Here is a 25,879-nt window from a genome sequence, read left to right as displayed (position 1 = left end):
CCCAAGCACCGCCTTCCGAACTCGACTGCCTGAGGATGCTTTCATGTCAATGACGCCGGCCAACGCCACCCAGCCTGACGATTCCGAACACGGCACCCCGCTGCCGGGCGGCCATATCCTGGTCGATGCGCTGCTGGCGCACGGCGCCGAGCTGGCCTTCGGCGTGCCGGGAGAAAGCTACCTGGCCGTGCTGGACGGCTTCCACCGCCGCCGCGACCAGTTGCGCTTCATCATCTGCCGCCAGGAGGGCGGGGCCGCCGTCATGGCCGAGGCCTACGGCAAGCTGACCGGGCGCCCCGGGCTGGCCTTCTGCACGCGCGGGCCGGGCGCCACCAATGCCAGCATCGGCGTGCACACTGCCTTCCAGGACTCGACGCCGATGATCCTGTTCATCGGCCAGGTCGGCACCGACTTCATGGACCGCGAGGCCTTCCAGGAAATCGACTACCGCCGCATGTTCGGCCAGATGGCCAAGTGGGTGGCGCAGATCGACCGGGTCGAACGCATCCCCGAATACATCGCGCGCGCCTACCAGACCGCCACCTCGGGCCGCCCGGGCCCGGTGGTGCTGGCGCTGCCCGAGGACATGCTGGCGCAGACTGCCGCCGTGCCGCAGCTGCAGGCCTACCAGCGCGTCATGAGCTGGCCCGGCGAGGCCGACCTGGCGCGGCTGGCCGAGATGCTCAACGCCGCCGAGCGCCCCTTCGTGCTGGCCGGCGGCAGCGGCTGGACGCCGCAGGCCTGCGCCGACCTGCAGGCCTTTGCCGAGCGCTTCGCGCTGCCGGTGGGCTGCGCCTTCCGCGGCCAGGACCTGTTCGACAACCGCCATCCCAACTACGCCGGCGATGTCGGCATCGGCATCAACCCGGCGCTGGCCGAGCGCGTCCGCAATGCCGACCTGGTGCTGGCCATCGGCCCGCGCCTGGGCGAGATGACCACCGGCGGCTACGCGCTGATCGCCGCGCCGCGGCCCGCGCAAAAGCTGATCCACGTGCACGCCGGCGCCGAGGAACTGGGCAGCGTGTACCAGGCCGACCTGATGATCCAGGCCTCGATGCCGGCCATCGCCGCGCGCGTGGCCGGCCTGCAGCCCGCGGCCGCGCCGCGCTGGCAGGCGTGGACCGAAGCCGCGCACGCCGACTACGAACGCTACCTGCAGCCACCCCCGTTTACGGGGCAGGGCGTCGACATGGCCGAGGTCATCCGCACGCTGGACCAGCTGCTACCGGCCGACGCGGTCGTGACCAATGGCGCCGGCAACTACGCCGGCTGGCTGCACCGCTATTTCCACTATCGCCCGTTCACCAGCGGCGGCCGCGGCCAGCTGGCCCCGACCAGCGGCGCGATGGGCTATGGCGTGCCGGCGGCGGTCGGCGCCAAGATCGCGTTCCCGCAACGCACCGTGGTGGCGCTGGCCGGCGATGGCTGCTTCCTGATGAATGGCCAGGAACTGGCTACGTCGATGCAATACCAGGCGCCGGTGATCTTCATCGTCGTCAATAACGGCATGTACGGCACCATCCGGATGCACCAGGAACGCGAATACCCGACCCATGTCTCGGGCACCGAGCTGCACAACCCCGATTTTGCCGCGCTGGCGCGCGCATATGGCGCGCGCGGCGCCACCGTGACCACGACCGAAGCCTTTGCCCCGGCATTGCGCGAGGCATTGGCCGCGCCGGTCTCGACGCTGATCGAGATCCAGGTGGACCCGGACGTGATCACGCCGCGCACCACGCTGAGCGCGATCCGCGCGCAGGCGCTGGCCAGTCAGAAGCCATGAGCCGGTGCGGCCCGACCGGATACTTTCTTACCTATCAGGAGACCATCGATGAAGCCCGTCACCACCGACCTGTGCGACGCGCATGAAGACCGCCTTGCCGACGGCACCCTGCGCGTGATGGCGCCGGTGTTCCGAGCCTTCGGCAAGCAGGGCGCCTTTGCCGGCCCCGCCGCCACGCTCAAGGTGTTCGAAGACAACTCGCTGGTGCGCGCCGCGCTGGAAGCGCCGGGGCAGGGCCGCGTGCTGGTGATCGACGGCGGCGGCTCGCTGCGCTGCGCGCTGGTGGGTGGCAACCTTGGCCTGCTGGCCGAGAAGAACGGCTGGGTCGGCATCGTCGTCAACGGCTGCATCCGCGATACCGCCGAGCTGGACGTGTGCGACATCGGTATCCGCGCGCTGGCCGTGCATCCGCAGAAAAGCCAGAAGCGCAACGTCGGCGAAAGCGACGTCACGGTGCTGATGCCCGGCGCCGTGGTGCGCCCGGGCAACTGGATCTACGTCGACGCCGACGGCGTGCTGGTCTCGGACGAAAGGCTGGGGAACTGAGCATGCCGCGCGTCTTTGTCTACGGCACGCTGCGCGCCGGCGAGGTCAACGACCTGAACGCCGCCGCCCAGCGCCACGGCATTGCCGCGCCCACGCTGCTGGGCATGGGTACGGTGGCCGGCAGGCTCTATGACTTCGGCACCTATCCCGGCCTGGTGCTGGACGCCAGTGGCGGGCCGGTCGTGGGCGATCTCTACGAGATTGCCGACGCGCTGTTGCCAGTGCTCGACGAGATCGAAGAGGTCTATCCCGGTCAGGCCACGCTGTTCGTGCGCGAGGAACGGGCCGTGTTGCAGGATGGGCAGCCGGTTGCCTGCCTGCTCTATCCAGTGGCCGAGTCGGCCGTGACCACGCTGCCGCGCATCGACAGCGGCGACTGGGTGGCCTATCGCCGCGCACGCGATACGGCCGCGGCCTGAACCCCGGCTCGTTTCAAACAGACGGCGCCGATTCGCGGCGCCGTTTGCTTTTGCGTAGCATGGCCGACGATGACATCGACCAATGGAATCGACGGCCATGAACGCTCCGCAATCCCTGCAGCCGCAGGTCTTCCCCCAGCAGTTCTTTATCCACGCCGGCGACGTGCGGCTGTCCGCCACCAGTTGGGGTGAGCCCGGGCCAGGGCGGCCCACCATCGTCCTGGTGCACGGCTATCCCGACAGCAGCGAGGTCTGGCACGGCGTGGCGGCGCAGTTGGCGGGGCGCTTCCATGTGGTGGCCTATGACGTGCGCGGGGCAGGGCACTCAACCGCGCCGCGTGCGACTGACGCTTACCGGCTGCAGAAGCTTGCCGATGACTTCATCGCAGTCATCGACGCGGTCTCGCCGCAGCGCCCCGTGCACCTGGTGGGCCACGATTGGGGGTCGATCCAGAGCTGGGAATTCGTCACCGATGCACGGCTGCAAGGGCGCATCGCCTCATTTACCTCTTGCTCCGGCCCATGCCTGGACCACGCGGCAATCGGCCTGCGCGAACTACGCGGGCAGCGGTCGCTGGCTGCGTTGGGCAAGACATTGAGGCAGCTGGCTGCATCCTGGTATATCGGCGCCTTCCACCTGCCGTGGCTGCCTGAACTGACCTGGCGGCTGTGGCTGGGTCGTGCGTGGCCGCGCTACCTGCGCCTGACCGAGAACCTGCGCACAGGGCCCAGCCCCACACAAACCGCCGACGGCTGCCACGGTGTGCGCTTGTACCGCGCCAACTTCCTGCCCGTGCTGCGCGCCCCGCGCCAGCGTCATGCCCATGCGCCGGTGCAGGTGATCGTGCCGTTGCATGACCGGTATGTGAAGCCGGCGCTGACCGAAGACCTGCACCGCTGGACCACGCAACTCTGGCGCCGCACCGTGCCCGCGCACCATTGGCTGCCGCTGGCCGACGCCCAGGGGTTTGCCGCCATGGTGCGGGAATTTATCGAGCATATGGAAGGGGAGCCGGCCGCACCGGCGTTGCTTGCCGCGCGCCTCCGCTAGCGGAGGGCGCATCCTGCGCATTTTTCACGATGTGGAAAGATATTTTGGGCCACAAAAATACATGGTTTGCGTAGCACAACACCATTTCTCATGATGGAATATCATGTCCCGCATCGTGAAATAAAATCGCTAAGCCATTGAATTATTAATGGAAAAAAACTAAGCGACAACTGCAGATCGAGGTTGTTGCAACGCGGGAGGGTTCTCTACACTCATATATAAGACACATGACCTGAGCCGCGAAAAACAGCGACCCACGCAGCAGCACCGCGACCAGCCCAGGCCAGGTGATCAAGATATCCCAGCCATCCCCGCATCATCAGGAGAGTGACCATGACCCGCCAAGAACAGATCCAGGCCCTGCAGAAAGACTGGGATACCAATCCCCGCTGGAAGGGTATCAAGCGCAACTTCACCGCCGAAGACGTGGTGCGCCTGCGTGGTTCGGTCCAGGTCGAACACACCCTGGCACGCCGTGGCTCCGAAAAGCTCTGGAACCTGCTGCACACCGAGCCGTTCGTCAACTCGCTGGGGGCGCTGACCGGCAACCAGGCCATGCAGCAAGTGAAGGCCGGCCTGAAGGCCATCTACCTGTCGGGGTGGCAAGTCGCAGGCGACGCCAACCTGGCCGGTGAAATGTACCCCGACCAGTCGCTGTACCCGGCCAACTCGGTGCCGCAAGTCGTCAAGCGCATCAACAACACCTTCCAGCGCGCCGACCAGATCCAGTGGAGCGAAGGCAAGGGCGACACCGACTTCTTCGCCCCGATCGTGGCTGACGCTGAAGCCGGCTTCGGCGGCGTGCTGAACGCGTTCGAACTGATGAAGTCGATGATCGAAGCGGGCGCCGCCGGCGTGCACTTCGAAGACCAGCTCGCTTCGGTGAAGAAGTGCGGCCACATGGGCGGCAAGGTGCTGGTGCCGACCCGCGAAGCCGTCGCCAAGCTGACCGCTGCCCGCCTGGCCGCCGACGTCTCGGGCGTGCCGACCCTGGTGATCGCCCGTACCGACGCCGAGGCCGCCGACCTGCTGACCTCGGACGTGGACGACAACGACAAGCCGTTCTGCACCGGCGAGCGCACCGTGGAAGGTTTCTACCGCGTGCGCAACGGCCTGGAGCAGTCGATCTCGCGGGCCCTGGCCTATGCTGAAGTCGCTGACCTGGTGTGGTGCGAAACCGGCAAGCCGGACCTCGAGTTCGCCAAGAAGTTTGCCGAAGCCGTGCACGCCAAGTTCCCAGGCAAGATGCTGGCCTACAACTGTTCGCCGTCGTTCAACTGGAAGAAGAACCTGGACGACGCCACCATCGCCAAGTTCCAGAGGGAACTGGGCGCGATGGGCTACAAGTTCCAGTTCATCACGCTGGCTGGCTTCCACTCGCTGAATTACTCGATGTTCAACCTGGCCTACGGCTACGCCCGCAACCAGATGAGCGCGTTCGTGGAACTGCAGGAAGCCGAGTTCAAGGCAGCCGAGAAGGGCTTCACCGCGGTCAAGCACCAGCGCGAAGTCGGCACCGGCTACTTCGATGCCGTGACCCAGACCATCGAAGGCGGCCAGTCGTCGACGACCGCCCTGAAGGGTTCGACCGAAGACGAGCAGTTCTTCGAAGACAAGAAAGTGGCCTGACTCTCCTGGTCACCCCCGCCGGAACGTGGGTCCGGCGGTTAAAGAAAGCGTGTGACCATCACGCTTTCTGATTTAGGCGCCGCGCCGTTCTCTCTCAGGGACGGCGCGTTTTTTTATTTCCCAATGCTGGCGCGGGATAGCGGGTAGCTGTTCAAAACTTGTTCAAAATTCGTTCAAAACCTACGCAGCATTGATGCTCACTTTGATAGGCTCCAAGCCGCGATTGTTGGCGTAGTTGCCAATGGATCTGAGATGGTGGATCAGATACTTGCTGACCACTCCCGTCGACTTGCAGCGCGCGATCACGTCTGCCAGCGACATGCCAATGGCATTCATCCGAAGCGCTGTCGGGATGGCAATCCGCACCTCGGTCTTGGACCGCTGCAGGACGGCAACATTGCCCTTGACGAACGAGCGTTCCCAGCGCGCCACGGTCGGTCGATCCTGGCCCGAGACCAGCGCCAGCAGCATCGATTTTGGCAGCCAGTCTGCGGCTTCCGGCGCTCTGGGTAGGATCGCGTTGAACTCGGCCAGCGTCAGGCGTCGGCGCTTCACTTTCACCTTGACCTTTTCCGTCACCGTGGCCGGGTTCCTGTGCATCCGGGAACTACGCGCTATTGACTGTGAAGCGCGCGGGGCGCGTCTTCGCCGCGACGTAGAGTGGGTGCTTTGGGGTGCCGTCCTGGTTCAGCCCGAGGTGGTAAAGCAGATTTCCGCGCCCGCACATCCTGATGATTCGAAGCACTTCGACTGCGCGCGCCGGCGCGGCCTTGTGCGCACCCCAGGCGCAGATCACCCGCGAGCATCGGTCGATCGCGTCCATGATCGCGCCGTTGGCCGTGTCCTCGCGCCCGAGCGGCTCCGCATGCGCAAGCAGGCCATCCGGATCTGTCGAGCGCAGCGGGAACAGGTTGACCACCTCCAGTCGGCCGTACTTGCCGGCCTGCGCCCGCTGCATGCACCTGGTGATGGTCGGGTCGTTGACCTGGTGGTCGGCGGTCGACGGGTTGAGCATGATGAAGCCCAGCGCCGGCCGGCTGTCGTCCCACTGTCGCCAAAGCCGGTACCGGTACTGCTCGCAGTCTGAGAGGATGCAGCCGGCCTCGCCGTCCAGGGTGGTTTCGATCAGTCGCTTCATGACAGCTCCTCTTCGGGGCAGCGCCTTGGTGGTGGTGTACGATGAGCTGGCGCCGTTCGTGTAGTTGACCGTGCGTCGGTCCTTGCGGCCGAAGCGTGCGTCGGCGCGCTGCGCATCGTTCTTCCGCGGCCAGTCGGCTGGCCAGGCGAGGGGGTAGTTTGTCATGCTAGGATGCCTTGAAAGGACTGGAGACCGCCGTGGAGCGCGTGACCGAGTACCGTGGATTCGACATCCATGTCGATGTCCAAAAGGTGTCCAAGGACATGTTCAACGTCTGGTTCGAGATTGAAGGACCTATGAGTCCGCCTGGAGTCGCGGCCATTGGAAAGCGCATCAAGGTCTTCGGCGGGCCATACTCTCAGCGTTGGGCATACCTTGTCGCCGAACTTGCCGGCAGAGCCGCAGTGGATGTAATTCTTGGCGTGGAGGAATAGGCTTACCCCACCATCCCTATCCGCCTTGCTTCCTTCGCGTGCTACGCTTCTTTGGAGCGATCGGAGGCAAGCCATGGCGAACTTCGAAACCGATGCCGAAATACTCGAGTGGATTGCTAAACACAGCGAGGACGAATTCCGGCAGCACGTCGAGCGCCACACGTTCGGCGATAGGCGTTTAGAGAACGCTCGTGCGTATCTCGATCGGATCGACAGCCAGCGCGCGGAGTTGCGCGAGGAACGGGCGCTTTTGGCGACGGAGCAGGCAGCGGGGGCGGCGCAGGACCAAGCCGAGGCTGCGCGACAAGCGCTGCGCATTTCGAAATGGGCTCTCGGTATAGCACTCGTTTCCGCATTTGTGGCCGTGGCCGGTTTGGTCGGAAGATAGGCCATTACATAACCTCCGCAGGCTGTGTCACCGACAGCGCCGCCGCGACCGGCCGCACCCATACCGGCGTGGCCGACAACATGAACGTCTCGCGGGACTCGGCCAGCAGCAGGGTGGTGCCCATCACCTCGGCGATCGCCTGCGCAGCATCCGGCGGCACTGCGTTGCCGATGCGCTCGCGCCAGGCCTGGTCGCTCAAGCCGTCCAGCTCGAGGTATTCCTCCGGCTCGATCAGTGACTGGATGGTCGCCAGTTCGAGCGCGGTGAATGGGCGATGCCAGGTGCCGACCAGCGCGCGGATGATGGCGACCAGCTTGTGGTTCGCCGCCGGCAGCCGAGGGTCGGCTACTGACCAGCGGCCGTTGTCGTGGCCAGCAGCTGCAGAGTCCGCGCCGCTGGGCTGATCCCAACTCACCACGCCGTAGTGGCCGCCGGTCAGGTAGTGATCGCCGCGCTCGCGCCGCATGCCCGGGCGCGGGTCGGCCACTGATCTTCGTCCTGCCGTCCGGCCAATCCCGCCACAGCCCGGCGATCCCAAACGCTGGCTCGCCCGGCAGCCAGACCCGGAACCGCGTCGATTTGGGCCCGGCCTCGTAGTTCGGCTCAAAGACCGCCGCGGCAGGGATCAGGCAAAGCCGGCCCTTCCTCTCGCCGGCCGGAGCGGCTTTTCTCATTCAAGGGTATCCAGATGCTGCCAACTCGCGTATATTGCGCCCCGCGGGGTGGAGCAGTTGGCAGCTCGTCGGGCTCATAACCCGAAGGTCGCAGGTTCAAGTCCTGCCCCCGCAACCAGATTTGAAAGCCCGCCCGGTTCGCGCCGCGCGGGTTTTTTTGTATTGGAGAACTGGTCGAAGAGATGCATTGCCGTGAGCCGGCATCGAAGCGCTGGGCCTGCGGCGGGCGCGAATCTGCTGGAATGCAACAAATTGTCATTTTTGGCGACTTGCAGCATTTGGGTGATTCCCGCCGTAAGAAAGATGGCTTAAAGTGCCGGGGCCTTTATCGGCACTTCCGAGCTACTCACCAAGAACAACATCATGAAAGCATCTCTCTCGCTCGCTTCCTGCGCCGTAGCGGCGGCACTGCTGGCCGGCTGTTCCGGCGGCATGCCCACCAATCTCGATGGCGTGATGAGCGCCGGCACGTCGCTGGCCAAGGCCGCCACGCTGTCTGACGCCGACGTCAAGAGCCTGTCCGACCAGGCTTGCGCCGAATCGGACAAGACCAACAAGATCGCTGCTGCCAACACCACCTACAGCAAGCGCCTGGTCAAGATCATGAGCGGGCTGAAGAACAGCGATGTGCCCAACGTCAACGCCAAGGTCTACATGACCAAGGACGTCAACGCCTGGGCCATGGCCAACGGCTGCGTGCGCGTCTACAGCGGCCTGATGGACATGATGACCGACGACGAAGTGCGTGGCGTGCTGGGCCATGAGCTGGGCCACGTGGCGCTGGGCCACACCAAGAAGGCCATGCAGGTCGCCTACACCGCCACGGCCGCACGCGGCGCGGCGGCAGCTGCCGGCAACAGCGCGGTGGCGGCGCTGTCGCAGTCGCAACTGGGCGAACTGGGCGAGCAGCTGATCAACGCGCAGTTCTCGCAGTCGCAGGAAAGCGCGGCGGATGACTATTCCTTCGACCTGCTGACCAAGAACAAGGCCAACACGCGTGGCCTGGTGACGGCGTTCCAGAAGCTGGCCAAGCTGGACGGCGGCAAGTCCAGCATGTTCTCGTCGCACCCGGGCTCGGAAGACCGCGCCAAGCACATCGAGCAGCGCATCAGCAAGGCTTCGTAAGCGGCCTGCGCAAGCAAAAAACCGCCCGCACCGGTCATGCCGGTGGGGGCGGTTTTGCTTTGTTGGCGCTGCGCGCCGGGGGTCAGCGGTAGACGATCACCGGGATGTCGGTATGTGTCAGCACCTTCTGCGTCTCGCTGCCCAGCAGCAGGCCGGACAACCCGCGCCGGCCATGAGATGCCATGAAGATCACGTCGCAGCCATGGCGCTCGGCCGCGTCGATGATGCCCAGGTAGGGCACTGCAAAGGTCGACATATCGGCATCGAAGGTCACGCCCGCCGCCGTGGCCAGGTTCTCGACCTCTTTCAGGTACAGCTTGGCCTGGTTCTCGATGCGGTCCTTGAAGGCCTGCGGAGCCTCGACCACGATTTCGCTGAACGGCGTGTAGGGGTACTCCTCCAGGCAGACATAGGCTGTGATGCGCGCGCCGATGGCCTTGGCGAGCTCCAGTCCGCCGTTGATGGCTTTCTTGGAGAGTTCCGAGCCGTCGGTGGGTAGCAGGATATGTTGGAACATGCGGGGCTCCTTTTCTGACTAGGGGATCGGGGCAGGGCAGCCAGCTGGCATCGGCGCATGCCGGGGCGCCGGGAGCGCCTGTCACGAATCCATTGTAGTCAGTGTGCCGAGAAGGGCATTGCGCGGAATCAATTGCAATGAATGTGTCTCAGCACACTGGCAGGGACCCCATCCTTCAGCCCGCCAGGACCTCCGCAACCGGCATGGCCGCGGCCTGTTCGGCCCGGCGCCAGTAGGACGGGTTGCCGTAGGTATTCTTCAGGTGGTCGATAAACAGCCGCACCCGCAGCGGCAGGTGCTTGCGCTGCGGAAACACCGCGTGGATGCCGATCGGCGGCGCCTGGAATTCATCCAGTACCGTCACCAGCCGCCCGCTGGCGATCTCGCTGCCCACCTCCCACCAGGAGCGCCACGCCAGCCCGTTGCCTTGCAGGCACCACTCATGCAGCACCGCGCCGTCGCTGCATTCCATGGTGCCGCCCACCTTGACCGTGACCGCGCGGCCTTCCTCCTGGAACACCCAGCCGCGCTGCACATTGGCGCTGGCGCCAAAGGCAAGGCAGTTGTGGCGCTGCAGGTCTTCCGGAGCCCCGGGGCGCCCGGCGCGCGCCAGGTATTCGGGCGAGGCCACCACCACGCGGCGCGTTTCGGCCAGCCGGATCGATACCAGGCTGGAGTCGGGCAGGTCGCCCAGGCGGATGGCGCAGTCGAAGCCTTCATTGACCAGGTCGACCACACGGTCAGACAGGTCCAGCGTGATCGAAACGTCCGGGTGCGACTCAATAAACAGCGGCACCAGCGGCGCCACATGCTTGCGGCCGTAGCCCGCCGGGGCGGTCACGCGCAGGTGCCCGCTGGCCTTGACCCCGCCGGCAGAGACGCTGGCCTCGGCGTTGTGCAGGTCGTTCAGGATGCGCTGGCAGTCTTCCAGGAAGGCAGAGCCTTCAAAGGTCAGGCTGATCTTGCGCGTGGTCCGTACCAGCAGCTTGACGCCCAGGCGCTCCTCCAGCGCGTCGATGCGCCGCCCGATGATGGCCGGCGCCACGCCTTCAGCCGCCGCCGCCGCGGAAAGGCTGCCGCGCGACGCGACGGATACAAAGGTCTCCAGTTGTTTGAAATGGTCCACAAATGTTTGCCTGATGTACCTGCTGTGTGCCGGCACGGTCACGCAATCGGTGGCGTTGCGTCCATATGGCCGGCAGTGAGGAGGATTTGGTGCGGAGTCTTGTTTTGGTCAGCCAAGATTAGTGGCGTAAAAGTAAAAGATCAAGTGACCCGCGACCACTTTGCCGCACTGCAGCGTCTCCCTACAATTCGATGCATTCAATGGTGTACAGAGCCACGCAGCTGTGGTCTGCTCGTCCATCCACCCAGTCGCCCGTACCGTTGCAGGTTGCCCAGGCCCTCATGAACAAGATCCGCGCAGTCGTCTTCGATGCCTATGGCACGCTGTTCGACGTGTATTCCGTCACCGCGCGCGCGGAACAGCTGTTCCCGGGCCGCGGCGAGGCGCTGGCGCTGCTGTGGCGAGACCGGCAGATCGACTACACGCGCATCCGCACCATGGCCGCCCCCGATGGCTCGCGCTACAAGCCGTTCTGGGCGATCACCGTGGACGCGCTGCGCTACGCCGCCGAGCGCCTGAACCTGACGCTGGATGAAGCCGCCGAAGCGCAGCTGCTCAAGGAATATGCGTGCCTGTCCGCGTTCCCGGAGAACCTGGGAGCGCTCAAGCGCCTGCGCCGCGCCGGGCTGCCGCTGGGCATCCTGTCCAACGGCAATGCCGAGATGCTGGACATCTCGGTCAAGAGCTCCGGCATGCATGGCCTGTTCGACCACGTGCTGTCGGTGGACGCCGTGCGCCAGTACAAGACCGCGCCGGCCGCCTACGCGCTGGGGCCGCAAGCCTTCAGCCTGCCCGCAGAAGAGATGCTCTTTGTCTCGTCCAACGGCTGGGACGCCTGCGGCGCCACCTGGTTCGGCTACACCACGTTCTGGATCAACCGTGCCGGCCATCCGGCGGAGCGGCTCGACGTAGCCCCCTCCGGCACCGGGCACGACATGAACGACCTGCTGGAATTCGTCCGCGCCCGTGGCGTGGCGGTGTAGCAGGGTCCCTTCAACCAAGCCTTATCGCTATCGAACACAGGAGAAGACTGATGGCTATCACGCTGCCCGCGGGCATGAAGATTACCGGCGAGATCCTGCCGGCCTACGAAGATATCCTCACGCCGGAAGCCCTGGCCCTGGTAGACAAGCTGCACCGCGCCTTTGAGCCGCGCCGTCAGGAACTGCTGGCCGCGCGCGTGGAACGCGCCAAGCGCCTGGACGCCGGTGAGATCCCTGACTTCCTGCCAGAAACCAAGAGCATCCGCGAAGGCGACTGGAAAGTTGCCCCGATCCCCCAGGCCCTGGAATGCCGCCGCGTGGAAATCACCGGCCCGGTCGAGGCCAAGATGGTCATCAACGCCTTCAACTCGGGCGCTGACAGCTACATGACCGACTTCGAGGATTCCAACACCCCCAACTGGCACAACCAGCTGCAGGGCCAGGTCAACCTGAAGGCCGCCGTGCGCCGCACGCTGACCCTGGAATCCAAGGGCAAGCAATACAAGCTGAACGACAAGATCGCCACCCTGCAAGTGCGTCCGCGCGGCTGGCACCTGGACGAGAAGCACGTCACCATCGACGGCAAGCGCATTTCGGGTGGCATCTTCGACTTCGCGCTGTTCCTGTTCCACAACGCCCGCGAGCAGATCGCCCGCGGCGCCGGCCCGTTCTTCTACCTGCCCAAGATGGAAAGCCATCTGGAAGCGCGCCTGTGGAACGACATCTTCGTGATGGCGCAGAACGAAATCGGCCTGCCGCAAGGCACCATCAAGGCCACCGTCCTGATCGAAACGATCCTGGCGGCGTTCGAGATGGACGAAATCCTGTATGAACTGCGCGAGCACAGCGCTGGCCTGAACGCCGGCCGCTGGGACTACATCTTCTCGTGCATCAAGAAGTTCAAGAACGACAAGGACTTCTGCCTGGCCGACCGCGCCAAGGTCACCATGACCGCGCCGTTCATGCGCGCCTACGCGCTGCTGCTGCTCAAGACCTGCCACCACCGTGGCGCTCCCGCCATGGGCGGCATGAGCGCGCTGATCCCGATCAAGAACGATCCGGAGAAGAACGCCATTGCCATGGAAGGCATCATCAGCGACAAGCGCCGCGACGCCACCGACGGCTACGACGGCGGCTGGGTTGCCCACCCGGGCCTGGTCGAGCCGGCCATGAAGGAATTCGTGGCAGTGCTGGGCGACAAGCCCAACCAGTTCGGCAAGCAACGCCCGGACGTGCAAGTGAAGGGCGCCGACCTGCTCGACTTCAAGCCGGAAACGCCGATCACCGAGCACGGCCTGCGCATGAACATCAACGTCGGCATCCACTACCTGGGCGCCTGGCTGGATGGTAACGGCTGCGTGCCGATCCACAACCTGATGGAAGATGCCGCTACCGCCGAGATCTCGCGCTCGCAGGTGTGGCAGTGGATCCGTTCGCCGAAGGGCAAGCTGGAAGACGGCACCAAGGTGACGGCTGAACTGGTGCGCAAGCTGATTCCGGAAGAGCTGGCCAAGGTGAAGGCACTGGTGGGTGGCGATACCAAGACGTATGACCGGGCTGCCGAGATTTTCGAGCAGATGTCTACGTCGGAGGATTTTGCCGAGTTCCTGACGCTGCCGCTGTATGAGGAAGTTTGAGCGGGTAGAGTGCTTGTAGGAATGAAAAAACCGCAGCTTCGGCTGCGGTTTTTTTCTTTTGGGAGTCTCCCTCCCATGTGAGATTGTTGCGGGCCATGCCGCACGCAAGCCTTTTCGACGATCAGCCATCACTGGATTGAGATAGGCCCCATTGCTGACCGAGAATAGCGGCCGGTTCAGCGCCGCCACTTTCGATCAGAATCCGCGTGATAGTGATTCAGCAGTCTGTTAGGGCGCAGATTTTCGATCTGAAAAACAAATAGTTTGACCTGAACAATCGATTTCACAGCTCAGTTGCGGAATCGTAGAGTGCATGCAAGACCGATCCCCCCACGAGTTCCCGTCATGCTTGTTGCCCCCCTGCGTCGACGCCTTGGCGTTGCGCTTCTGATCTCCCTGTCAGGCGTCCCGCTTGCCGCTATCGCCTCTGATGCCGACCCTTATCCCCAGCGTCCGGTCAGGATCGTCGTACCGTTCGGTGCGGGTGGTAAGACCGACATCGCGGCGCGAGCGCTGGCCTCCAAGCTCCAGGCTCGCCTGGGCCAACCCGTGATCGTCGAGAACCGTGCCGGTGCGGTGACGGCGATTGGCAGCGAATTCGTCGCCAAGGCTGCGCGGGATGGGCTGACGTTGCTGTATTCGGGTTCGACCACTTTCCCCGTGCTGCCGGCGCTGCGGCAGGACCTGCCGCTGAATCCCGACACGACCTGGACGCCGATCGGCATGGTGGCGCAGACCGCCGTGGTGGTATCGACGCGCGCCGCTGGCAAGATCCATAGCTTCGCCGATATCGCCAGGCAAGCCAATGCCGGAGGCGCTGGCGTGACCTACGGAACCTTCGGTCCCGGCTCCGCACCCCACCTGGTGGGCGCGATGATCGCCCGCAGCATCAAGGCGGACATGACGGCGGTGCCATACAAGGGCAGCGCGCAGGTCTTAACCGATGTCATCGGCGGGCAGATCGACCTGAGTATCGATCCGGTGGCGGTCGTGCAGGGGAATATCAATGCCGGCAAGCTGCGTCCGCTGGCGATTAGTTCGGCCACGCGTTCACCATTGCTACCCAACGTGCCGACATTCGCCGAGGTGGGCGTCGCCAGTGGCGGAGCCTCGTTCTGGTATGGGCTGGTCGCGCCCAAGGGCACCCCGGCGCCGATCGTAGACCGGCTGCAGGCGGAGTTGCGTGCGATCGTGCGGGACACAGAGTATCGCGAAGTCCTGGCCAAGCAGGGCCTGGAAACGCTGTCTGGCGGCGCGGAGGAGTTCCGGCGCAGGACGCGCGCCGAGATCACGCAGTTCCGCCAGTTGGCGCGGGATGCAAACATCCGCATGGAGTGACGCTATGCCGGCTCAATCCACTATGCGCGCCGCGCCGGACTATGCGACTGAAGATGTGCGCGCCGTACAGGCCGCGCGCGCGAGCTGGCGCGAGTTTCTCGCGCTCCTGAGGCTGCCGAATGTGACAGCCGATGCCGCGGACGTATGCAAGACGGCCGACTGGCTGTCGCAGGCATTCGCGCGCCGCGGCTTCGCGGTGACGTCGCTGCCAAACGGCGAACGTCCCATGCTGCTGGCCGGGCGCCGCTGCCCGGATCCGGCAGCGCCGACCATCCTCTGCTACATGCATATGGATGCGCAGCCCGTGGCTAACCAGCCATGGAGCCAGCCCAGCCCGTGGCAGCCAACGCTGCGCCCCTCTTGGTCGATGCCGGATGTCGCATGCATCGATCCTTCCGATGCGCTTGCCGGCGACGCGATCGATCGCGATGCGCGGCTCGTGGCGCGCGCGGTGGCGGATGACAAAGGGCCCATCATGATGCTGCTGGCCGCGCTGGACAGCCTGGCCGAAGAGGCGCGCGGCACGTCGGTGCATCTCAAGGTGCTGCTCGACAGCGAAGAGGAGATCGGCGCGCCCAACCTCGGGACGGTGGTGTCGGCCAACCGCGAGGCCCTGAAGGCTGACGCGATGCTGGTGCTCGACGGCTCGATGCACGCCAGCAATCGCCCCACCATGATCCTCGGCAATCGCGGCGCGTTCATGACCACGCTGACCGTATTTGGCCCCCGCCGCGACCTGCATAGCGGCCAGTTCGGCAACTACGCGGCGAACCCTGTGTTCCGCCTGGCAATGTTGCTGGCGTCGATGAAAGACGACGATGGCAGGGTGCGGGTGGACGGGTTCTACGACGGCATTGCGTTGACCGACGCCGACCGCCGCCAGCTCGAAAGCGTGCCGGACGACGACGGTGTCTTGCGCGCGCGTGCCGGCATCGCGCAGCCGGAGCGCGTGGGCGGGACATACCAGGAAGCGCTGCAGTACCCGACGCTCAACGTGATGGGCATCGCTGCCGCTCAGGTCGGGGCAGCGGCGCGCACGATCATTCCCGCGCAAGCCACGGCATCGTTCGATGTCCGCACCGTGCCGGAGACAGACCCGGAACGGCTGTTCGGGCTGCTGCGCGCGCACGTCCTGGCGCAGGGCTTCCACCTGATCGAGGGCGAGCCCACCGAGGATGATCGCCGCCGGTACCCAAAACTGGCGCGCCTGGTGCAGCCACGCTTCAACGGTATGGCCCATGCGGTGCGTACCCCGGCCGACGAGCCCGTGTGCCGCTGGGTGGAAGGAGCACTGGTCGCGGCGCATGGCGAAGCGCCGGTGTGCATCCGCATGATGGGCGGCTCGGTTCCCACCGGCATTGCGGTGCGCGAACTCGGCGTCCCGTGCGTGCTGCTGCCGCTGGTCAACGCCGACAACAACCAGCACAGCCACGACGAGAACCTGCGCCTGGGCAACTACATCGATGGCATCCGCACGCTGCGCCGATTGCTGACCCATCCGTTCTAGCACTTACGCGTGCGCGGCGCCGCGTCGGGCGGATGGTCCTGGATGAAGTCGAACAGCGCCGCCGCCGCGGCGGAGAAGTTGGGCGGCTCGCGCGTGACCAGGTAGATGTCCCGCGTCAGGCTGCGGTCTAGCGGAATCGCAACCTGATCGCGCAGCGCGAGTGCCTGCAGCGCCAGGTTGGGAGCGACGCTGATGCCCACACCGGCACGCACCATGCCCAGCATCGTATGCAGGTGCTCGACTTCGTGCACGACATTCAGCCGCGCGGGCGCAATCCTGGCGGCAAGCCGCGCCATGGCGACGCTGCCGCGCGGTGCGGCAATGAAGGGATAGGGCAACAGGTCGCTTGGCTTGAGCGTGCGGCGCGTGGCGAGGGGATGTCCCTTGGGGCAGATCACCAAGAAGCGGTCCGCGTGGAAATGCGCGAGCCGCATGCCGGGCATCATGGGCTCTGCCGGTGTCGCGATGGCGAAGTCCGCGTCGCCGTCGCGCGCGGCGGCGATCGCTTCGTGCGAGAACTCGTCCCGCAGCACCACGCTGACGTTCGGGTGCAGGCGCGCGAATGACTGCAGGATGTCCGGAAACCAGCCGCCGGCAAGGCTCGGTATCACGGCAACCGTGGTCCGGCCGCGCTTGAGCGAAGCATGGTCGCGCACGCTGCCGACCGCATCGTTGATCTCCGCCAGCAGCCGGGCCGCGTGTTCGGCAAAGAGCTTGCCTTCCGGTGTCAGCGTGATGGTACGCGTGGAGCGGTCGAACAGCTTCGCACCTACGTGGTTTTCCAGGGCCGCGATCAGGGCGCTGAAGGCCGGCTGCGAGAGCGCCAACACACTGGCGGCGCGCGTGAAGTTGCGCGCTTCGATCAAGGCCAGGAAGGCGCGCAGGTCGCGCGTGGAGATGTCCATGTCGAGGGGGCGGTAAGCAAAGTCCTGTGTCGCGTTCAGCGATGGGCTGCCGTCACGTCGGACAGGCGACGAATATGTCCTGTTCGCCGCTGAAGCGCGCCTCTTGCAACAGCGGTGTAGAAACTATGGCGGATGCCAATTCAATGACCATCGTACAGCATGAAATACGCGTGCCGATGTCTAGTGCTGACGAAGAACCATCGGGACGATTGCGAATCCTCTTATCGCCACAGACATTAGGGCCGGCAACACTAGACCCGTCGCCGAAACACGGCGACCGGGCGTAGCAACCCGAATAACCTTAGAGGGGTGCCGTTTCAAACGGTCTCGTTCCGCGTCACACGCCATTTCATGGCGGGCCGGGCGGGGCAGCCATAAGGCTGGCCGGGTTTTTCCTCTGGGTTACCGGTATTGCTACCCCCGCTGTCAGGCCCGCCACCCTCCAACTGAGTGCATCAGGCGGGTCCTTCAACCTTCCCTAGGAGCTCGCTATGCAAGACCAAACCGCATCGAAACAAGACTTCATCCTGGCCGCCATTCCAGACTGCCTGTACTCGCTTGGACGCGTCAGCGCCGGCCTGGGCTGCGTCCTGTCCCTGCTGGAGGTTGAAAGCGAACGGTCAGAGGTGTGCCACGGCGTGCATTGTCTGGTGGCGATGCTCAAAGCGCAGCTGGATCAGACTGCGGAGGAGCTTCTCCGGACGAGTGAGTTGGCTTCTGATGTTGCCGCTGCATGAGAAATGCGCTGGCCGGATGGAAGGCTGCAGCTTCGGCTGCGGTCTTTCCCTCTGGATATTCGCGAACAACAGTGGGTCTGTTTGCAACGCGGCTGACCGACTCCGGCCATGAAGCGTCATTCACTCATACCGTCGGTCGGCGTTCAGACGTCGGCTGCGGCCCCGGTTTCGGTCATAGGCCATGTTGGATTCGTTCAGGAAGGCGGTCACTCACTCGCACAGCCTCCAAATGTGCGCAGATAAGCCTTCCGCGTGGAAGCCGCCAACCTTACGGGCGTTGGATGACGGGGCCCACACGCATCGCTTGCGCACTACAATGCTCCTGTACAGGCGGCGTCCTGAGGGAGTCTCCAGATGACCGACAGCAGCGTGAAATCCAATCTTCGCAATACGTGGGAGTCGGCAGCCCCCGGCTGGGCGACGTGGGAGCATGTGTTCGCAACCACTCTTTCGGGCGCCACGGACACGCTCATCGATATGGCCGGTATCCGGCCGGGCATGCGCGTTCTCGATCTTGCCTGCGGTGCCGGCAGCCAGAGCATCCAGGCAGCGATGCGAGTGGGTGCCGGCGGCGAAGTGGTCGCCAGTGATATATCGGGCACCATGCTGGAGCATGTCCGCCAAAATGCCGCTCGTGCGGGTCTTCAGAATATCGAAACGCTGGAATGCGCAGCAGACGAATTGGACGAGACACTGGCGCCGTTCGACGCGGCGATGTGCCGATTGGGGTTGATGCTTTTCCCGTCACCTGGCGAGGCATTGGAATCTGTCCGACGCGCACTCAAGCCTGGCGCGCGTTTCGCGGCGCTAGTCTTCACGACGCCGGCCAACAATCCCTTTATGGCCCAGCCGATGGCGATCCTTCTACGCCACGCGGGCAAGTCTCCTCCCGCGCCCGGACAACCTGGAATCTTCGCACTGGGAGGCGATGGCGTGATGGAACGCCTGATGAACGACAGCGGTCTTGGCGATGTGAAAACACAGCACGTTCGAGCGCAGCTCGTCTTGCCGAACGCGTCCGATGCTCTGCAACTGATGCAGGAAGCCGCCGGGGCATACCGGGCTGTGGTAGCGGACCTCGACGGCGCGGCGAGATTGAGGGCCTGGAACGAGGTTTATGAATGCCTTAAGCAGTTCGACGTCGGTGAAGGCTTCAAGACCGAGCTTGAACTCATCATCGGGTCAGGCGCCAAGCCAAGATAGTTTTCGCCCGTTGGAGACTGAAGGTCGCCTACGGGCCTAATCGCGTCGCCTCATGCGCGACACGGTACAACCGGAACGGGACCGCAACGGCGCCGTCCCCGGGATCTTTGCCGCAACGGGACAAACCTGCCTTGCCGGCTCGCATCCGCGTCTACTCGGTAGGATCGACGGCGGTAGGACTGGCTCGACTTCGGCTAGACGCCGTCCCCGGTCCCGCCGGACGGAGCGTGGTTGCGGCGCAGGCTATGGCATTGCCTGGAAGAATGAAAGCGTCCGGGCATTGGCCCGTTCGGCGGCGTCGGCGACATAGTGGACGCCCTGGTTTCGCGCGAAGGCGTGCATGCAGCCGGGATACGTGTGTATCTCGACATTGGGCTTGTCCGACAGCGCCGCGACGATCCGCGCCCGCGCTTCCGGCGGCACGAATTCATCTTCCTCGGCGATATGCATCAGCAGCGGCGTGGTGAACGTCGCGGCCTCGCCGAGATGCTTGTCGATGCCGACGCCGTAGTAGGAGACAGCCGCTTCGGCATTGGTGCGGACTGCGGTCAGGAATGCCAGCAGTCCGCCAAGGCAGTAGCCGACCGTGCCCACGCCGCCGGCAATGCCGTCCAGCTGCCGCGTGAACTGGATGGTCGCATCCAGGTCGCCCACGCCCGCATCGACATCGAAGGCCTGGTAGAGCGCCAGGGCCTTCTGCCATTCCGCATCGCTCTTGTCGGTGAGTTCGACGTTCGGCTGCTGGCGCCAGTAGAGATCCGGGCAGATGGCGGTGAAACCGTGTTGCGCGAAATGATCGCAGGTGGCGCGCATGTCGTCGTTGATACCGAAGATCTCCTGGATCACCACAATGGCCTTGCCGCTTGCCGCGGATGTCGGCCTGGCAAGGTAGGCCCGGAAGTTGCCGTCCGCAACGTCGATCGATGTGTACTCGCCCATGATGCCTCCTGTTATGCGGGGGTTTTGCCCATGCGGGCAGCCGTCAATGTAGCGCAATTCCCTGTCAGCGCACGCCCAGCGCGGCGAGCAATTCGGCGGTGGTCACGATGGCATGCGCGAACGTGGGCCCGTTGATCTCATGCGCGGCATGCAAGGCTTCCGGCGAGAATGCCGCGGTCGCGTCCCGCACCAGGGTCACATGGTAGCCAAGTTCCGCCGCGAACCGCCCCGTGGCTTCGATGCAGGTGTTCGCCAGCAAGCCCACCAGGATGACCTGCCGGATGCCGTGCTGCTTGAGCTGGAAATCCAGGTCCGTGTTGGCGAAGCCGCTGCCGCCCCAGTGCTCATGGACAATCACGTCGCCGGCCATGGGGCGGAAATCAGGATGCCAGTCCCCGCCCCAGGTGCCTTCGGCAAAGACCTGCGCGCGGCTGGCACCGAGCTGGTAGGGGCTGGCGTGCTGCCAGCCGAGATGCTCGTCCGGACGGGCGCGATGGTGCGGCACGTAGAACACCTGCATGCCGCGCGAACGCGCCGCGCTGGTCACTGCACGCAGATTTGCCAGCGTCCCGAGTTTGTCCGCCACCGGCTTGGCCAGGCCGTTCAGCTTGCCGCCCTCGCTCAGGAAATCGTTGTACGGATCCACCAGCAGAAGCCCGGTGGACTCGCCGGTGTAGGCGGGGCCTGTCATGATCGTCCTCCCTGGCACTGGCAATCGTGCCTCTGCGACACTGGTCAGCGTTGCACGAACGCCAGCAGATCGTTGTTGATGAGATCCGGATGGGTCGTGCACATGCCATGCGCCAGGCCCTTGTAGGCCTTCAGGGTGCCATTGCGCAGCAGCTCCTCGCTCAACAGCGCCGAGGCCCCGATGGGCACGATCTGGTCGTCGTCGCCGTGCATGACCAGCACCGGCACGTCGATCGCCTTCAGGTCTTCGGTGAAGTCAGTTTCCGAGAACGCCTTGATGCAATCGTATTGGGCCTTGACCCCGCCCATCATGCCCTGTCGCCACCAGTTGTCCTTTACGCCTTCCGAGACCTTAGCGCCATCGCGGTTGTAGCCTTCTGGTGCCTGGCAGTGTCGGTGCTACGCGCGGCTAGCGGCAGCAGGGTGTTGAACGCGAGCCGGAGGAGTTCGCTGCGTGCGGTCTGCTCGCCAGCCGGGTGATGCAGTTGGGCAGGCTGGCGATCATCGATGAAGAGCAGGCGCTGGGTCAGCGCAAGCAGGGCGCCCAAGCTTGGCACCGGCGCATCCTGAGCCAGGCCATGGACTTGCTGGCAGCGGCGCGGCACACGCCCATCCTGCTTGAAGATCTGTGCGCAGCTACCAGTGCCTCAGAACGTACCATTCGCAACGTGTTCAACCGGTACGTCGGCATCAGCCCCCACCGGTATCTGGTGCTCCACCGCTTGCACCACGCGGGCCAGGCGCTGAAGCCTGCCAAGGCAGGCGAGACGGTCACGAGCATCTGTATGCGCTTCGGGGTCTGGGACATCGGCCGGTTCGCCATGCAGTACCGCCGGCTGTTCGGCGTGCTGCCCAGCCAGACGCTGCGCGCGTCGCATCTCGGCATGCAGGCGCCACACTAGGCCGATGCCCGGCCTGGGTGCCTACTCGAAGAAAATCTCGAAGACCTGCGTGCGCAAAAACCACTGGATGGCCGGATCGCGGTGGTAGCCCGATCCCATTTTTGTTGACCGACTCTGGCCGGTTTCTGACGACCATCCCATCCGTGCTCGGCCTGCCTCCGGCAACTGAAAGAGCGTTTCACATTGTGAAATTTGCTCCGGGTTTCCCCCGGCGCTATCTTTCGTTCCTTGAAAATGCTTTCCACATTGCGGAATTTGATGTCTATCTCCTTGAAAAATAAGGAAAAATCAACTCTTATGTCTTATATAAGACCTTGCCGCGACGCATCAAGAACGCCCTACAATGAACCCACGCTGCTCGCCTCGACATCCGCCAGCACACTCAACTATTTTTTCAAACGCGCTTTCTTCTTAGGAAATTCCCATGGCCCAGTATCAAGACGACATCAAGGCAGTTGCCGGTTTGAAAGAGAACCACGGCAGCGCGTGGAATGCCATCAATCCCGAGTATGCCGCCCGCATGCGTGCCCAGAACAAGTTCAAAACTGGCCTGGACATCGCCAAGTACACTGCCAAGATCATGCGCGCCGACATGGCCGCCTACGATGCCGACTCGTCGAAGTACACCCAGTCGCTGGGCTGCTGGCACGGCTTCATCGGGCAGCAGAAGATGATCTCCATCAAGAAGCACTTCAACAGCACCGAGCGTCGCTACCTTTACCTGTCCGGCTGGATGGTGGCCGCGCTGCGCTCTGAGTTCGGCCCGCTGCCGGACCAGTCGATGCACGAAAAAACCTCCGTCAGCGCGCTGATCCGCGAGCTGTACACCTTCCTGCGCCAGGCCGACGCCCGTGAACTGGGCGGCCTGTTCCGCGAGCTGGACGCTGCCCAAGGCCCTGCCAAGGCCGCCATCCAGGCGAAGATCGACAACCACGTCACCCACGTCGTGCCCATCATCGCGGACATCGACGCGGGTTTCGGCAACGCCGAAGCAACGTACCTGCTGGCCAAGCAGTTCATCGAAGCGGGCGCATGCTGCATTCAGATCGAAAACCAGGTGTCCGACGAGAAGCAGTGCGGCCACCAGGATGGCAAGGTCACCGTGCCGCATGAAGACTTCCTGGCCAAGATCCGCGCCATCCGCTACGCCTTCCTGGAACTGGGCGTGGACGACGGCATCATCGTGGCCCGTACCGATTCGCTGGGCGCCGGGCTGACCAAGCAGATCGCCGTGACCAACACGCCGGGCGACCTGGGCGACCAGTACAATTCCTTCCTCGATTGCGAGGAGTTGTCGGCCGACCAACTGGGCAATGGTGACGTCATCATCAAGCGCGACGGCAAGCTGCTGCGTCCCAAGCGCCTGCCTAGCAACCTGTTCCAGTTCCGCGCCGGCACGGGCGAAGCGCGTTGCGTACTGGATTGCGTCACCGCACTGCAAAACGGCGCTGACCTGCTGTGGATCGAAACCGAAAAGCCCCATATCGCCCAGATCGGCGGCATGGTCAGCGAGATTCGCAAGGTCATCCCGAACGCCAAGCTGGTGTACAACAACAGCCCGTCGTTCAACTGGACCCTGAACTTCCGCCAGCAGGCGTATGACGCGATGAAGGCCGCGGGCAAGGATGTGTCGGCATATGACCGCGCCCAGCTGATGAGCGTGGAATACGATCAGACCGAACTGGCGAAGCTCGCTGACGAAAAGATCCGGACCTTCCAGGCCGACGCGTCGCGCGAAGCAGGTATCTTCCACCACCTGATTACGCTGCCGACCTACCACACCGCCGCACTGTCGACCGACAACCTGGCCAAGGAATACTTCGGCGACCAGGGCATGCTGGGTTATGTGGCTGGCGTGCAGCGCAAGGAAATCCGTCAGGGCATCGCCTGCGTCAAGCACCAGAACATGTCCGGCTCGGACATCGGCGACGACCACAAGGAGTATTTCAGCGGCGAAGCGGCCCTGAAAGCGGCGGGTAAAGACAACACCATGAACCAGTTCTGATACCAGTAATACCCCAAGCAAAACGCCAACCCATACGGGTTGGCGTTCTTTTGTCCGGCGAGATCGCTCGCGGGGTTCTCATCAAACATATTCTTGTACGCTTCCATGCAGAAGCTGTACGTGTGGCTTGAAATTAGCGTGCTGGGTTGAGACGCGGATGCGTCTCCTCTCCCCAGTGATACAGTACAAGGCCAGACAGTCCCATCGCGATGGCGACGAACCAGAATGCGCTCTCGACGCGGCCACCGAGCGCTGCAGCTGCGCCCAGGCAGAGCGCGCCGATGCCATACCCGAGGTCGCGCCAGAAGCGGTAGATGCCAATGGCGGACGCCCGCCAACTGGGGTGTGCGATGTCGGCTACCGCAGCGCTCAGATTGGGGTACAACATCGCCATGCCCAGCCCGGTCACGGCGGCCGAGGTGCTCCACCAAACCGAGCCGCTGCCTAGCGGCAGCAGGGCCACGCCAGCGCCACACACCCACATACCCCCGACATTGAGGCGCTGACGGCCGACCTTGTCCGAGAATCTACCGGTGAATAGCTGGGCGCCGCCCCAGGTAAAGCCGTAGACACCCACTATCCAGCCAATACCGGGCAGGCTCACTCCCTGCTGGTGCAGGTAGATGGGAAACAAGGCCCAAACCAGCGCGTCAACGAACTTCTCCACTAGCCCGGCCTGGCAGAGCGCGGCCATTCGACGGTCGCGCCAACTCATCAGGACGAACATCTCGCTGCTCGATGGTTGCTCGCTTACGCCCGGCGGGTAGCGTGGGTGAAGCACTGTCGCGGATGTGCCGGCGGTGTGGCGTTTGACCTCAGCCCGGGCCCAGGGCAGCGTCTCCATCACCACCAGCCAGGCGAGCAATGTCGCCAGCCCAATGACGACAGCGCCGAACCACAGCAATCCTTCGCGCGGACCCAAGATGGAAGCCGCATAGCCCGTGACCACTCCTGCCACGGCGACACCCACGTAGCCAGAGAATTCGTTCAGCCCGATAACCAGGCCGCGCTGGTCGGCTCGCGTAATGTCGAGCTTGGCCGTCTGGGTCATTGACCAGGTCAGGCCCTGATTCACACCGAGCAAGGTAGTTGCCAGGACAATCCAGTTCCACGATGGCGCGAAGTAGATAAGCAGCGGAATCGGTAGCGCTACAAGCCATCCGATGAGCAGCACTCGTTTGCGGCCGATGTGCTCCGCCAGGCGACCCGCAACGAAGTTCATAGCACCCTTGACGAAGCCGAATGCCACGACGAAGGCCACCAGTAGCATGAACGACCCACGTGGCACGCCGAACTCGGTCTCGGCGAGCGCCGGTACAACGTTGCGCATCATGCCAATGGTCATGCCTACGAACAGCACCTGCAGCAGTTGCTGCAGAATCTGGCCAAGATTGGCACGTATGCCGAAGTCAATCGAGAGCGGCTTCAATCGCGCGCACCTTCGGGCTTAATGCCACGCAGATTGACCTCTATGATGCGAGCCATGTTCTCCGGTTGCTGCGGGATGTCGGCAACCACCGCATCGACAAAGGCATCGCGCGACATTGCGAGCATCGGGTTGAAGCGTTTCTCGAACCCGATGGTCGATGCAGGCTTGCCAGAAAGGCCTGCGCCGCAGGCGCTGCCGGCTTGATGTCCAGGATAAATCTCAAGCTCGGCAGGGAGATTCAACAGCTTGCGATGCAAGCTATCGTGCAGTTGGGCGGCCATTTCGCGTTCTCTCCCGGCCAGGTCCGGCCGGCCGACGGCTCCCACGAACAGTGTGTCTCCGGTGATGACGAACCAGGGCTCGTCGCCCCGGCGCAAGTCGCGCACCAGCAGGCACACGCTGTCGGGTGTGTGGCCAGGAGTGTGCAGCACGTCGAGCAGCACATTGCCTGCCTCCAGTCGCTGCCCATCGTGCAGCGGCGTGAAGTCGAATGAAACCCGCGCCTTGTTGCTCTCATGCAGGTAGTACGGTGCACCGACCCGACGCGCCAGCGCGAGCCCGCCAGAGTAATGGTCGGCATGCACATGAGTGTCGATGACATGGGCTATCACCACGCCCGCCTTTCTCGCCTCGGAGATGAACCAGTCCTCGTCGCCGGCCACAATGTCGACGGCAACAGCCTTGCCGACGCCGGCACATCCAAAGAAATAGGAAAGGGTGGCGTTTTCAGTGGGACGTTGGCGGAAGAACATGACGGTTTCCTGTGTCTGGACA

25 protein-coding genes, 1 tRNA gene and 2 pseudogenes are annotated in these 25,879 nt (G+C 64.1%); 17 read left to right on the top strand and 11 right to left on the bottom strand.

The genetic code is table 11. The annotated features are described in order from the left end of the window. Nucleotides 1-43 precede the first annotated feature (43 nt). The 5 genes from AC07UK_RS02165 to aceA all read left to right on the top strand — a co-directional run bounded on the left by AC07UK_RS02165 (nucleotide 44) and on the right by aceA (nucleotide 5,428). Nucleotides 44-1,783 carry a thiamine pyrophosphate-binding protein gene (locus AC07UK_RS02165; protein WP_494685323.1) on the top strand — a complete coding sequence of 580 codons (1,740 nt, stop codon included), beginning with the start codon at nucleotides 44-46 and terminating at the stop codon, nucleotides 1,781-1,783. Between the two features lie 48 nt (nucleotides 1,784-1,831). Then, nucleotides 1,832-2,329, top strand: coding sequence for a ribonuclease E activity regulator RraA (gene rraA, locus AC07UK_RS02160; RefSeq protein WP_494685324.1), 498 nt, complete (start codon nucleotides 1,832-1,834; stop codon nucleotides 2,327-2,329). 2 nt (nucleotides 2,330-2,331) lie between these two features. Beyond that, a complete protein-coding gene (locus tag AC07UK_RS02155; protein WP_494685325.1) occupies nucleotides 2,332-2,748 on the top strand; it encodes a gamma-glutamylcyclotransferase family protein in 417 nt (138 codons plus the stop codon). An 82-nt stretch (nucleotides 2,749-2,830) separates the two neighbouring features. Next, on the top strand, nucleotides 2,831-3,799 hold the full coding sequence (locus AC07UK_RS02150; RefSeq protein ID WP_436222006.1) for an alpha/beta fold hydrolase: 969 nt from the start codon (nucleotides 2,831-2,833) through the stop codon (nucleotides 3,797-3,799). A 333-nt stretch (nucleotides 3,800-4,132) separates the two neighbouring features. Further along, a complete protein-coding gene (gene aceA, locus AC07UK_RS02145) occupies nucleotides 4,133-5,428 on the top strand; it encodes an isocitrate lyase (protein ID WP_010810514.1) in 1,296 nt (431 codons plus the stop codon). Between the two features lie 180 nt (nucleotides 5,429-5,608). Here aceA and AC07UK_RS02140 read toward each other — a convergent pair whose 3' ends face one another. Next, entirely contained in the window at nucleotides 5,609-6,007 is a 399-nt protein-coding gene (locus AC07UK_RS02140) for a site-specific integrase (protein WP_494685326.1), read from the bottom strand. A gap of 28 nt (nucleotides 6,008-6,035) precedes the next feature. Further along, complete coding sequence (locus AC07UK_RS02135) at nucleotides 6,036-6,731, bottom strand: DUF1643 domain-containing protein (protein ID WP_494685327.1); 696 nt, start codon at nucleotides 6,729-6,731, stop codon at nucleotides 6,036-6,038. Between the two features lie 32 nt (nucleotides 6,732-6,763). Here AC07UK_RS02135 and AC07UK_RS02130 point away from each other — a divergent pair, with 32 nt between their 5' ends. Beyond that, complete coding sequence (locus tag AC07UK_RS02130) at nucleotides 6,764-7,000, top strand: hypothetical protein (RefSeq protein ID WP_041228036.1); 237 nt, start codon at nucleotides 6,764-6,766, stop codon at nucleotides 6,998-7,000. Nucleotides 7,001-7,073: 73 nt separating this feature from the next. Continuing rightward, nucleotides 7,074-7,388 carry a hypothetical protein gene (locus AC07UK_RS02125; RefSeq protein WP_494685328.1) on the top strand — a complete coding sequence of 105 codons (315 nt, stop codon included), beginning with the start codon at nucleotides 7,074-7,076 and terminating at the stop codon, nucleotides 7,386-7,388. A 4-nt stretch (nucleotides 7,389-7,392) separates the two neighbouring features. On the opposite strand, the pseudogene AC07UK_RS02120 reads toward AC07UK_RS02125, so the two are convergent. Beyond that, nucleotides 7,393-7,887: pseudogene (locus tag AC07UK_RS02120) on the bottom strand (DNA cytosine methyltransferase); the annotation flags it as partial. Nucleotides 7,888-8,104: 217 nt separating this feature from the next. Between AC07UK_RS02120 and AC07UK_RS02115 the strand changes: the two are divergent. Both AC07UK_RS02115 and loiP read left to right on the top strand, forming a co-directional pair. Beyond that, a tRNA-Met gene (locus AC07UK_RS02115) sits at nucleotides 8,105-8,180 on the top strand. Between the two features lie 245 nt (nucleotides 8,181-8,425). Beyond that, a complete protein-coding gene (gene loiP / locus AC07UK_RS02110) occupies nucleotides 8,426-9,187 on the top strand; it encodes a metalloprotease LoiP (RefSeq protein WP_114134201.1) in 762 nt (253 codons plus the stop codon). Nucleotides 9,188-9,269: 82 nt separating this feature from the next. Here the strand turns inward: loiP and AC07UK_RS02105 are convergent, their stop codons facing one another. Together AC07UK_RS02105 and AC07UK_RS02100 are read right to left on the bottom strand one after the other, a co-directional pair. After that, complete coding sequence (locus tag AC07UK_RS02105; protein ID WP_010810522.1) at nucleotides 9,270-9,704, bottom strand: universal stress protein; 435 nt, start codon at nucleotides 9,702-9,704, stop codon at nucleotides 9,270-9,272. A gap of 175 nt (nucleotides 9,705-9,879) precedes the next feature. After that, nucleotides 9,880-10,830 carry a substrate binding domain-containing protein gene (locus tag AC07UK_RS02100; RefSeq protein WP_436221995.1) on the bottom strand — a complete coding sequence of 317 codons (951 nt, stop codon included), beginning with the start codon at nucleotides 10,828-10,830 and terminating at the stop codon, nucleotides 9,880-9,882. Between the two features lie 281 nt (nucleotides 10,831-11,111). Between AC07UK_RS02100 and AC07UK_RS02095 the strand changes: the two genes are divergently transcribed. From AC07UK_RS02095 to AC07UK_RS02080, 4 genes are all read left to right on the top strand, one after another. After that, nucleotides 11,112-11,813 (top strand): haloacid dehalogenase type II, encoded by a 702-nt coding sequence (locus tag AC07UK_RS02095; protein WP_035821522.1) that lies wholly within the window; start codon nucleotides 11,112-11,114, stop codon nucleotides 11,811-11,813. Between the two features lie 50 nt (nucleotides 11,814-11,863). Next, complete coding sequence (aceB, locus tag AC07UK_RS02090) at nucleotides 11,864-13,450, top strand: malate synthase A (protein ID WP_011615555.1); 1,587 nt, start codon at nucleotides 11,864-11,866, stop codon at nucleotides 13,448-13,450. A 345-nt stretch (nucleotides 13,451-13,795) separates the two neighbouring features. Further along, on the top strand, nucleotides 13,796-14,788 hold the full coding sequence (locus AC07UK_RS02085) for a Bug family tripartite tricarboxylate transporter substrate binding protein (RefSeq protein WP_494685329.1): 993 nt from the start codon (nucleotides 13,796-13,798) through the stop codon (nucleotides 14,786-14,788). A 4-nt stretch (nucleotides 14,789-14,792) separates the two neighbouring features. After that, nucleotides 14,793-16,295 (top strand): M20/M25/M40 family metallo-hydrolase, encoded by a 1,503-nt coding sequence (locus AC07UK_RS02080; protein ID WP_494685330.1) that lies wholly within the window; start codon nucleotides 14,793-14,795, stop codon nucleotides 16,293-16,295. Here AC07UK_RS02080 and AC07UK_RS02075 read toward each other — a convergent pair. Next, nucleotides 16,292-17,200 (bottom strand): LysR family transcriptional regulator, encoded by a 909-nt coding sequence (locus AC07UK_RS02075; protein ID WP_494685331.1) that lies wholly within the window; start codon nucleotides 17,198-17,200, stop codon nucleotides 16,292-16,294. The two genes, AC07UK_RS02080 and AC07UK_RS02075, sit on opposite strands and share 4 nt — an antisense overlap. 491 nt (nucleotides 17,201-17,691) lie before the next feature. Between AC07UK_RS02075 and AC07UK_RS02070 the strand changes: the two genes are divergently transcribed. Beyond that, complete coding sequence (locus AC07UK_RS02070; RefSeq protein WP_436221991.1) at nucleotides 17,692-17,937, top strand: DUF1484 family protein; 246 nt, start codon at nucleotides 17,692-17,694, stop codon at nucleotides 17,935-17,937. Nucleotides 17,938-18,291: 354 nt separating this feature from the next. Further along, nucleotides 18,292-19,140, top strand: a complete 849-nt coding sequence (locus AC07UK_RS02065) for a class I SAM-dependent methyltransferase (RefSeq protein WP_436221990.1) — start codon at nucleotides 18,292-18,294, stop codon at nucleotides 19,138-19,140. Between the two features lie 243 nt (nucleotides 19,141-19,383). On the opposite strand, the gene AC07UK_RS02060 is transcribed toward AC07UK_RS02065, so the two are convergent. The 3 genes and pseudogenes from AC07UK_RS02060 to AC07UK_RS02050 form a co-directional block, all read right to left on the bottom strand. Continuing rightward, nucleotides 19,384-20,079, bottom strand: coding sequence for a dienelactone hydrolase family protein (locus tag AC07UK_RS02060; RefSeq protein WP_494685332.1), 696 nt, complete (start codon nucleotides 20,077-20,079; stop codon nucleotides 19,384-19,386). Between the two features lie 64 nt (nucleotides 20,080-20,143). Then, nucleotides 20,144-20,770 (bottom strand): cysteine hydrolase family protein, encoded by a 627-nt coding sequence (locus tag AC07UK_RS02055; protein WP_494685333.1) that lies wholly within the window; start codon nucleotides 20,768-20,770, stop codon nucleotides 20,144-20,146. Nucleotides 20,771-20,814: 44 nt separating this feature from the next. Further along, nucleotides 20,815-21,144 (bottom strand): annotated as a pseudogene (locus AC07UK_RS02050) (alpha/beta fold hydrolase); the annotation flags it as partial. A 104-nt stretch (nucleotides 21,145-21,248) separates the two neighbouring features. On the opposite strand from AC07UK_RS02050, the gene AC07UK_RS02045 reads away from it, so the two are divergent. Then, nucleotides 21,249-21,671: a helix-turn-helix domain-containing protein gene (locus AC07UK_RS02045; RefSeq protein ID WP_494685334.1), complete on the top strand. Its 423-nt coding sequence runs from the start codon at nucleotides 21,249-21,251 to the stop codon at nucleotides 21,669-21,671. 424 nt (nucleotides 21,672-22,095) lie between these two features. Then, nucleotides 22,096-23,676 carry an isocitrate lyase gene (locus tag AC07UK_RS02040; RefSeq protein WP_010810531.1) on the top strand — a complete coding sequence of 527 codons (1,581 nt, stop codon included), beginning with the start codon at nucleotides 22,096-22,098 and terminating at the stop codon, nucleotides 23,674-23,676. Nucleotides 23,677-23,809: 133 nt separating this feature from the next. Here AC07UK_RS02040 and AC07UK_RS02035 read toward each other — a convergent pair whose 3' ends face one another. Both AC07UK_RS02035 and AC07UK_RS02030 read right to left on the bottom strand, forming a co-directional pair. Next, complete coding sequence (locus tag AC07UK_RS02035) at nucleotides 23,810-25,105, bottom strand: MFS transporter (protein WP_494685335.1); 1,296 nt, start codon at nucleotides 25,103-25,105, stop codon at nucleotides 23,810-23,812. Continuing rightward, on the bottom strand, nucleotides 25,102-25,857 hold the full coding sequence (locus AC07UK_RS02030) for an MBL fold metallo-hydrolase (RefSeq protein WP_436221983.1): 756 nt from the start codon (nucleotides 25,855-25,857) through the stop codon (nucleotides 25,102-25,104). The genes AC07UK_RS02035 and AC07UK_RS02030 overlap by 4 nt, the downstream gene beginning before the upstream one ends. Nucleotides 25,858-25,879: the final 22 nt, after the last annotated feature.

Source organism: Cupriavidus sp. GW821-FHT07C08 (genome assembly GCF_059419025.1).
This window is presented reverse-complemented; position numbering and strand designations above follow the sequence as displayed.

What these genes read in the sequence shown, in the direction of transcription:
- AC07UK_RS02165 (WP_494685323.1), top strand. Translation starts at nt 44, where the DNA reads ATGTCAATGACGCCGGCCAACGCCACCCAGCCTGACGATTCCGAACAC.
- rraA (WP_494685324.1), top strand. Translation starts at nt 1,832, where the DNA reads ATGAAGCCCGTCACCACCGACCTGTGCGACGCGCATGAAGACCGCCTT.
- AC07UK_RS02155 (WP_494685325.1), top strand. Translation starts at nt 2,332, where the DNA reads ATGCCGCGCGTCTTTGTCTACGGCACGCTGCGCGCCGGCGAGGTCAAC.
- AC07UK_RS02150 (WP_436222006.1), top strand. Translation starts at nt 2,831, where the DNA reads ATGGAATCGACGGCCATGAACGCTCCGCAATCCCTGCAGCCGCAGGTC.
- aceA (WP_010810514.1), top strand. Translation starts at nt 4,133, where the DNA reads ATGACCCGCCAAGAACAGATCCAGGCCCTGCAGAAAGACTGGGATACC.
- AC07UK_RS02135 (WP_494685327.1), bottom strand. Translation starts at nt 6,731, where the DNA reads ATGACAAACTACCCCCTCGCCTGGCCAGCCGACTGGCCGCGGAAGAAC.
- AC07UK_RS02125 (WP_494685328.1), top strand. Translation starts at nt 7,074, where the DNA reads ATGGCGAACTTCGAAACCGATGCCGAAATACTCGAGTGGATTGCTAAA.
- loiP (WP_114134201.1), top strand. Translation starts at nt 8,426, where the DNA reads ATGAAAGCATCTCTCTCGCTCGCTTCCTGCGCCGTAGCGGCGGCACTG.
- AC07UK_RS02105 (WP_010810522.1), bottom strand. Translation starts at nt 9,704, where the DNA reads ATGTTCCAACATATCCTGCTACCCACCGACGGCTCGGAACTCTCCAAG.
- AC07UK_RS02095 (WP_035821522.1), top strand. Translation starts at nt 11,112, where the DNA reads ATGAACAAGATCCGCGCAGTCGTCTTCGATGCCTATGGCACGCTGTTC.
- aceB (WP_011615555.1), top strand. Translation starts at nt 11,864, where the DNA reads ATGGCTATCACGCTGCCCGCGGGCATGAAGATTACCGGCGAGATCCTG.
- AC07UK_RS02085 (WP_494685329.1), top strand. Translation starts at nt 13,796, where the DNA reads ATGCTTGTTGCCCCCCTGCGTCGACGCCTTGGCGTTGCGCTTCTGATC.
- AC07UK_RS02080 (WP_494685330.1), top strand. Translation starts at nt 14,793, where the DNA reads ATGCCGGCTCAATCCACTATGCGCGCCGCGCCGGACTATGCGACTGAA.
- AC07UK_RS02075 (WP_494685331.1), bottom strand. Translation starts at nt 17,200, where the DNA reads ATGGACATCTCCACGCGCGACCTGCGCGCCTTCCTGGCCTTGATCGAA.
- AC07UK_RS02070 (WP_436221991.1), top strand. Translation starts at nt 17,692, where the DNA reads ATGCAAGACCAAACCGCATCGAAACAAGACTTCATCCTGGCCGCCATT.
- AC07UK_RS02065 (WP_436221990.1), top strand. Translation starts at nt 18,292, where the DNA reads ATGACCGACAGCAGCGTGAAATCCAATCTTCGCAATACGTGGGAGTCG.
- AC07UK_RS02060 (WP_494685332.1), bottom strand. Translation starts at nt 20,079, where the DNA reads ATGGGCGAGTACACATCGATCGACGTTGCGGACGGCAACTTCCGGGCC.
- AC07UK_RS02055 (WP_494685333.1), bottom strand. Translation starts at nt 20,770, where the DNA reads ATGACAGGCCCCGCCTACACCGGCGAGTCCACCGGGCTTCTGCTGGTG.
- AC07UK_RS02045 (WP_494685334.1), top strand. Translation starts at nt 21,249, where the DNA reads ATGCAGTTGGGCAGGCTGGCGATCATCGATGAAGAGCAGGCGCTGGGT.
- AC07UK_RS02040 (WP_010810531.1), top strand. Translation starts at nt 22,096, where the DNA reads ATGGCCCAGTATCAAGACGACATCAAGGCAGTTGCCGGTTTGAAAGAG.
- AC07UK_RS02030 (WP_436221983.1), bottom strand. Translation starts at nt 25,857, where the DNA reads ATGTTCTTCCGCCAACGTCCCACTGAAAACGCCACCCTTTCCTATTTC.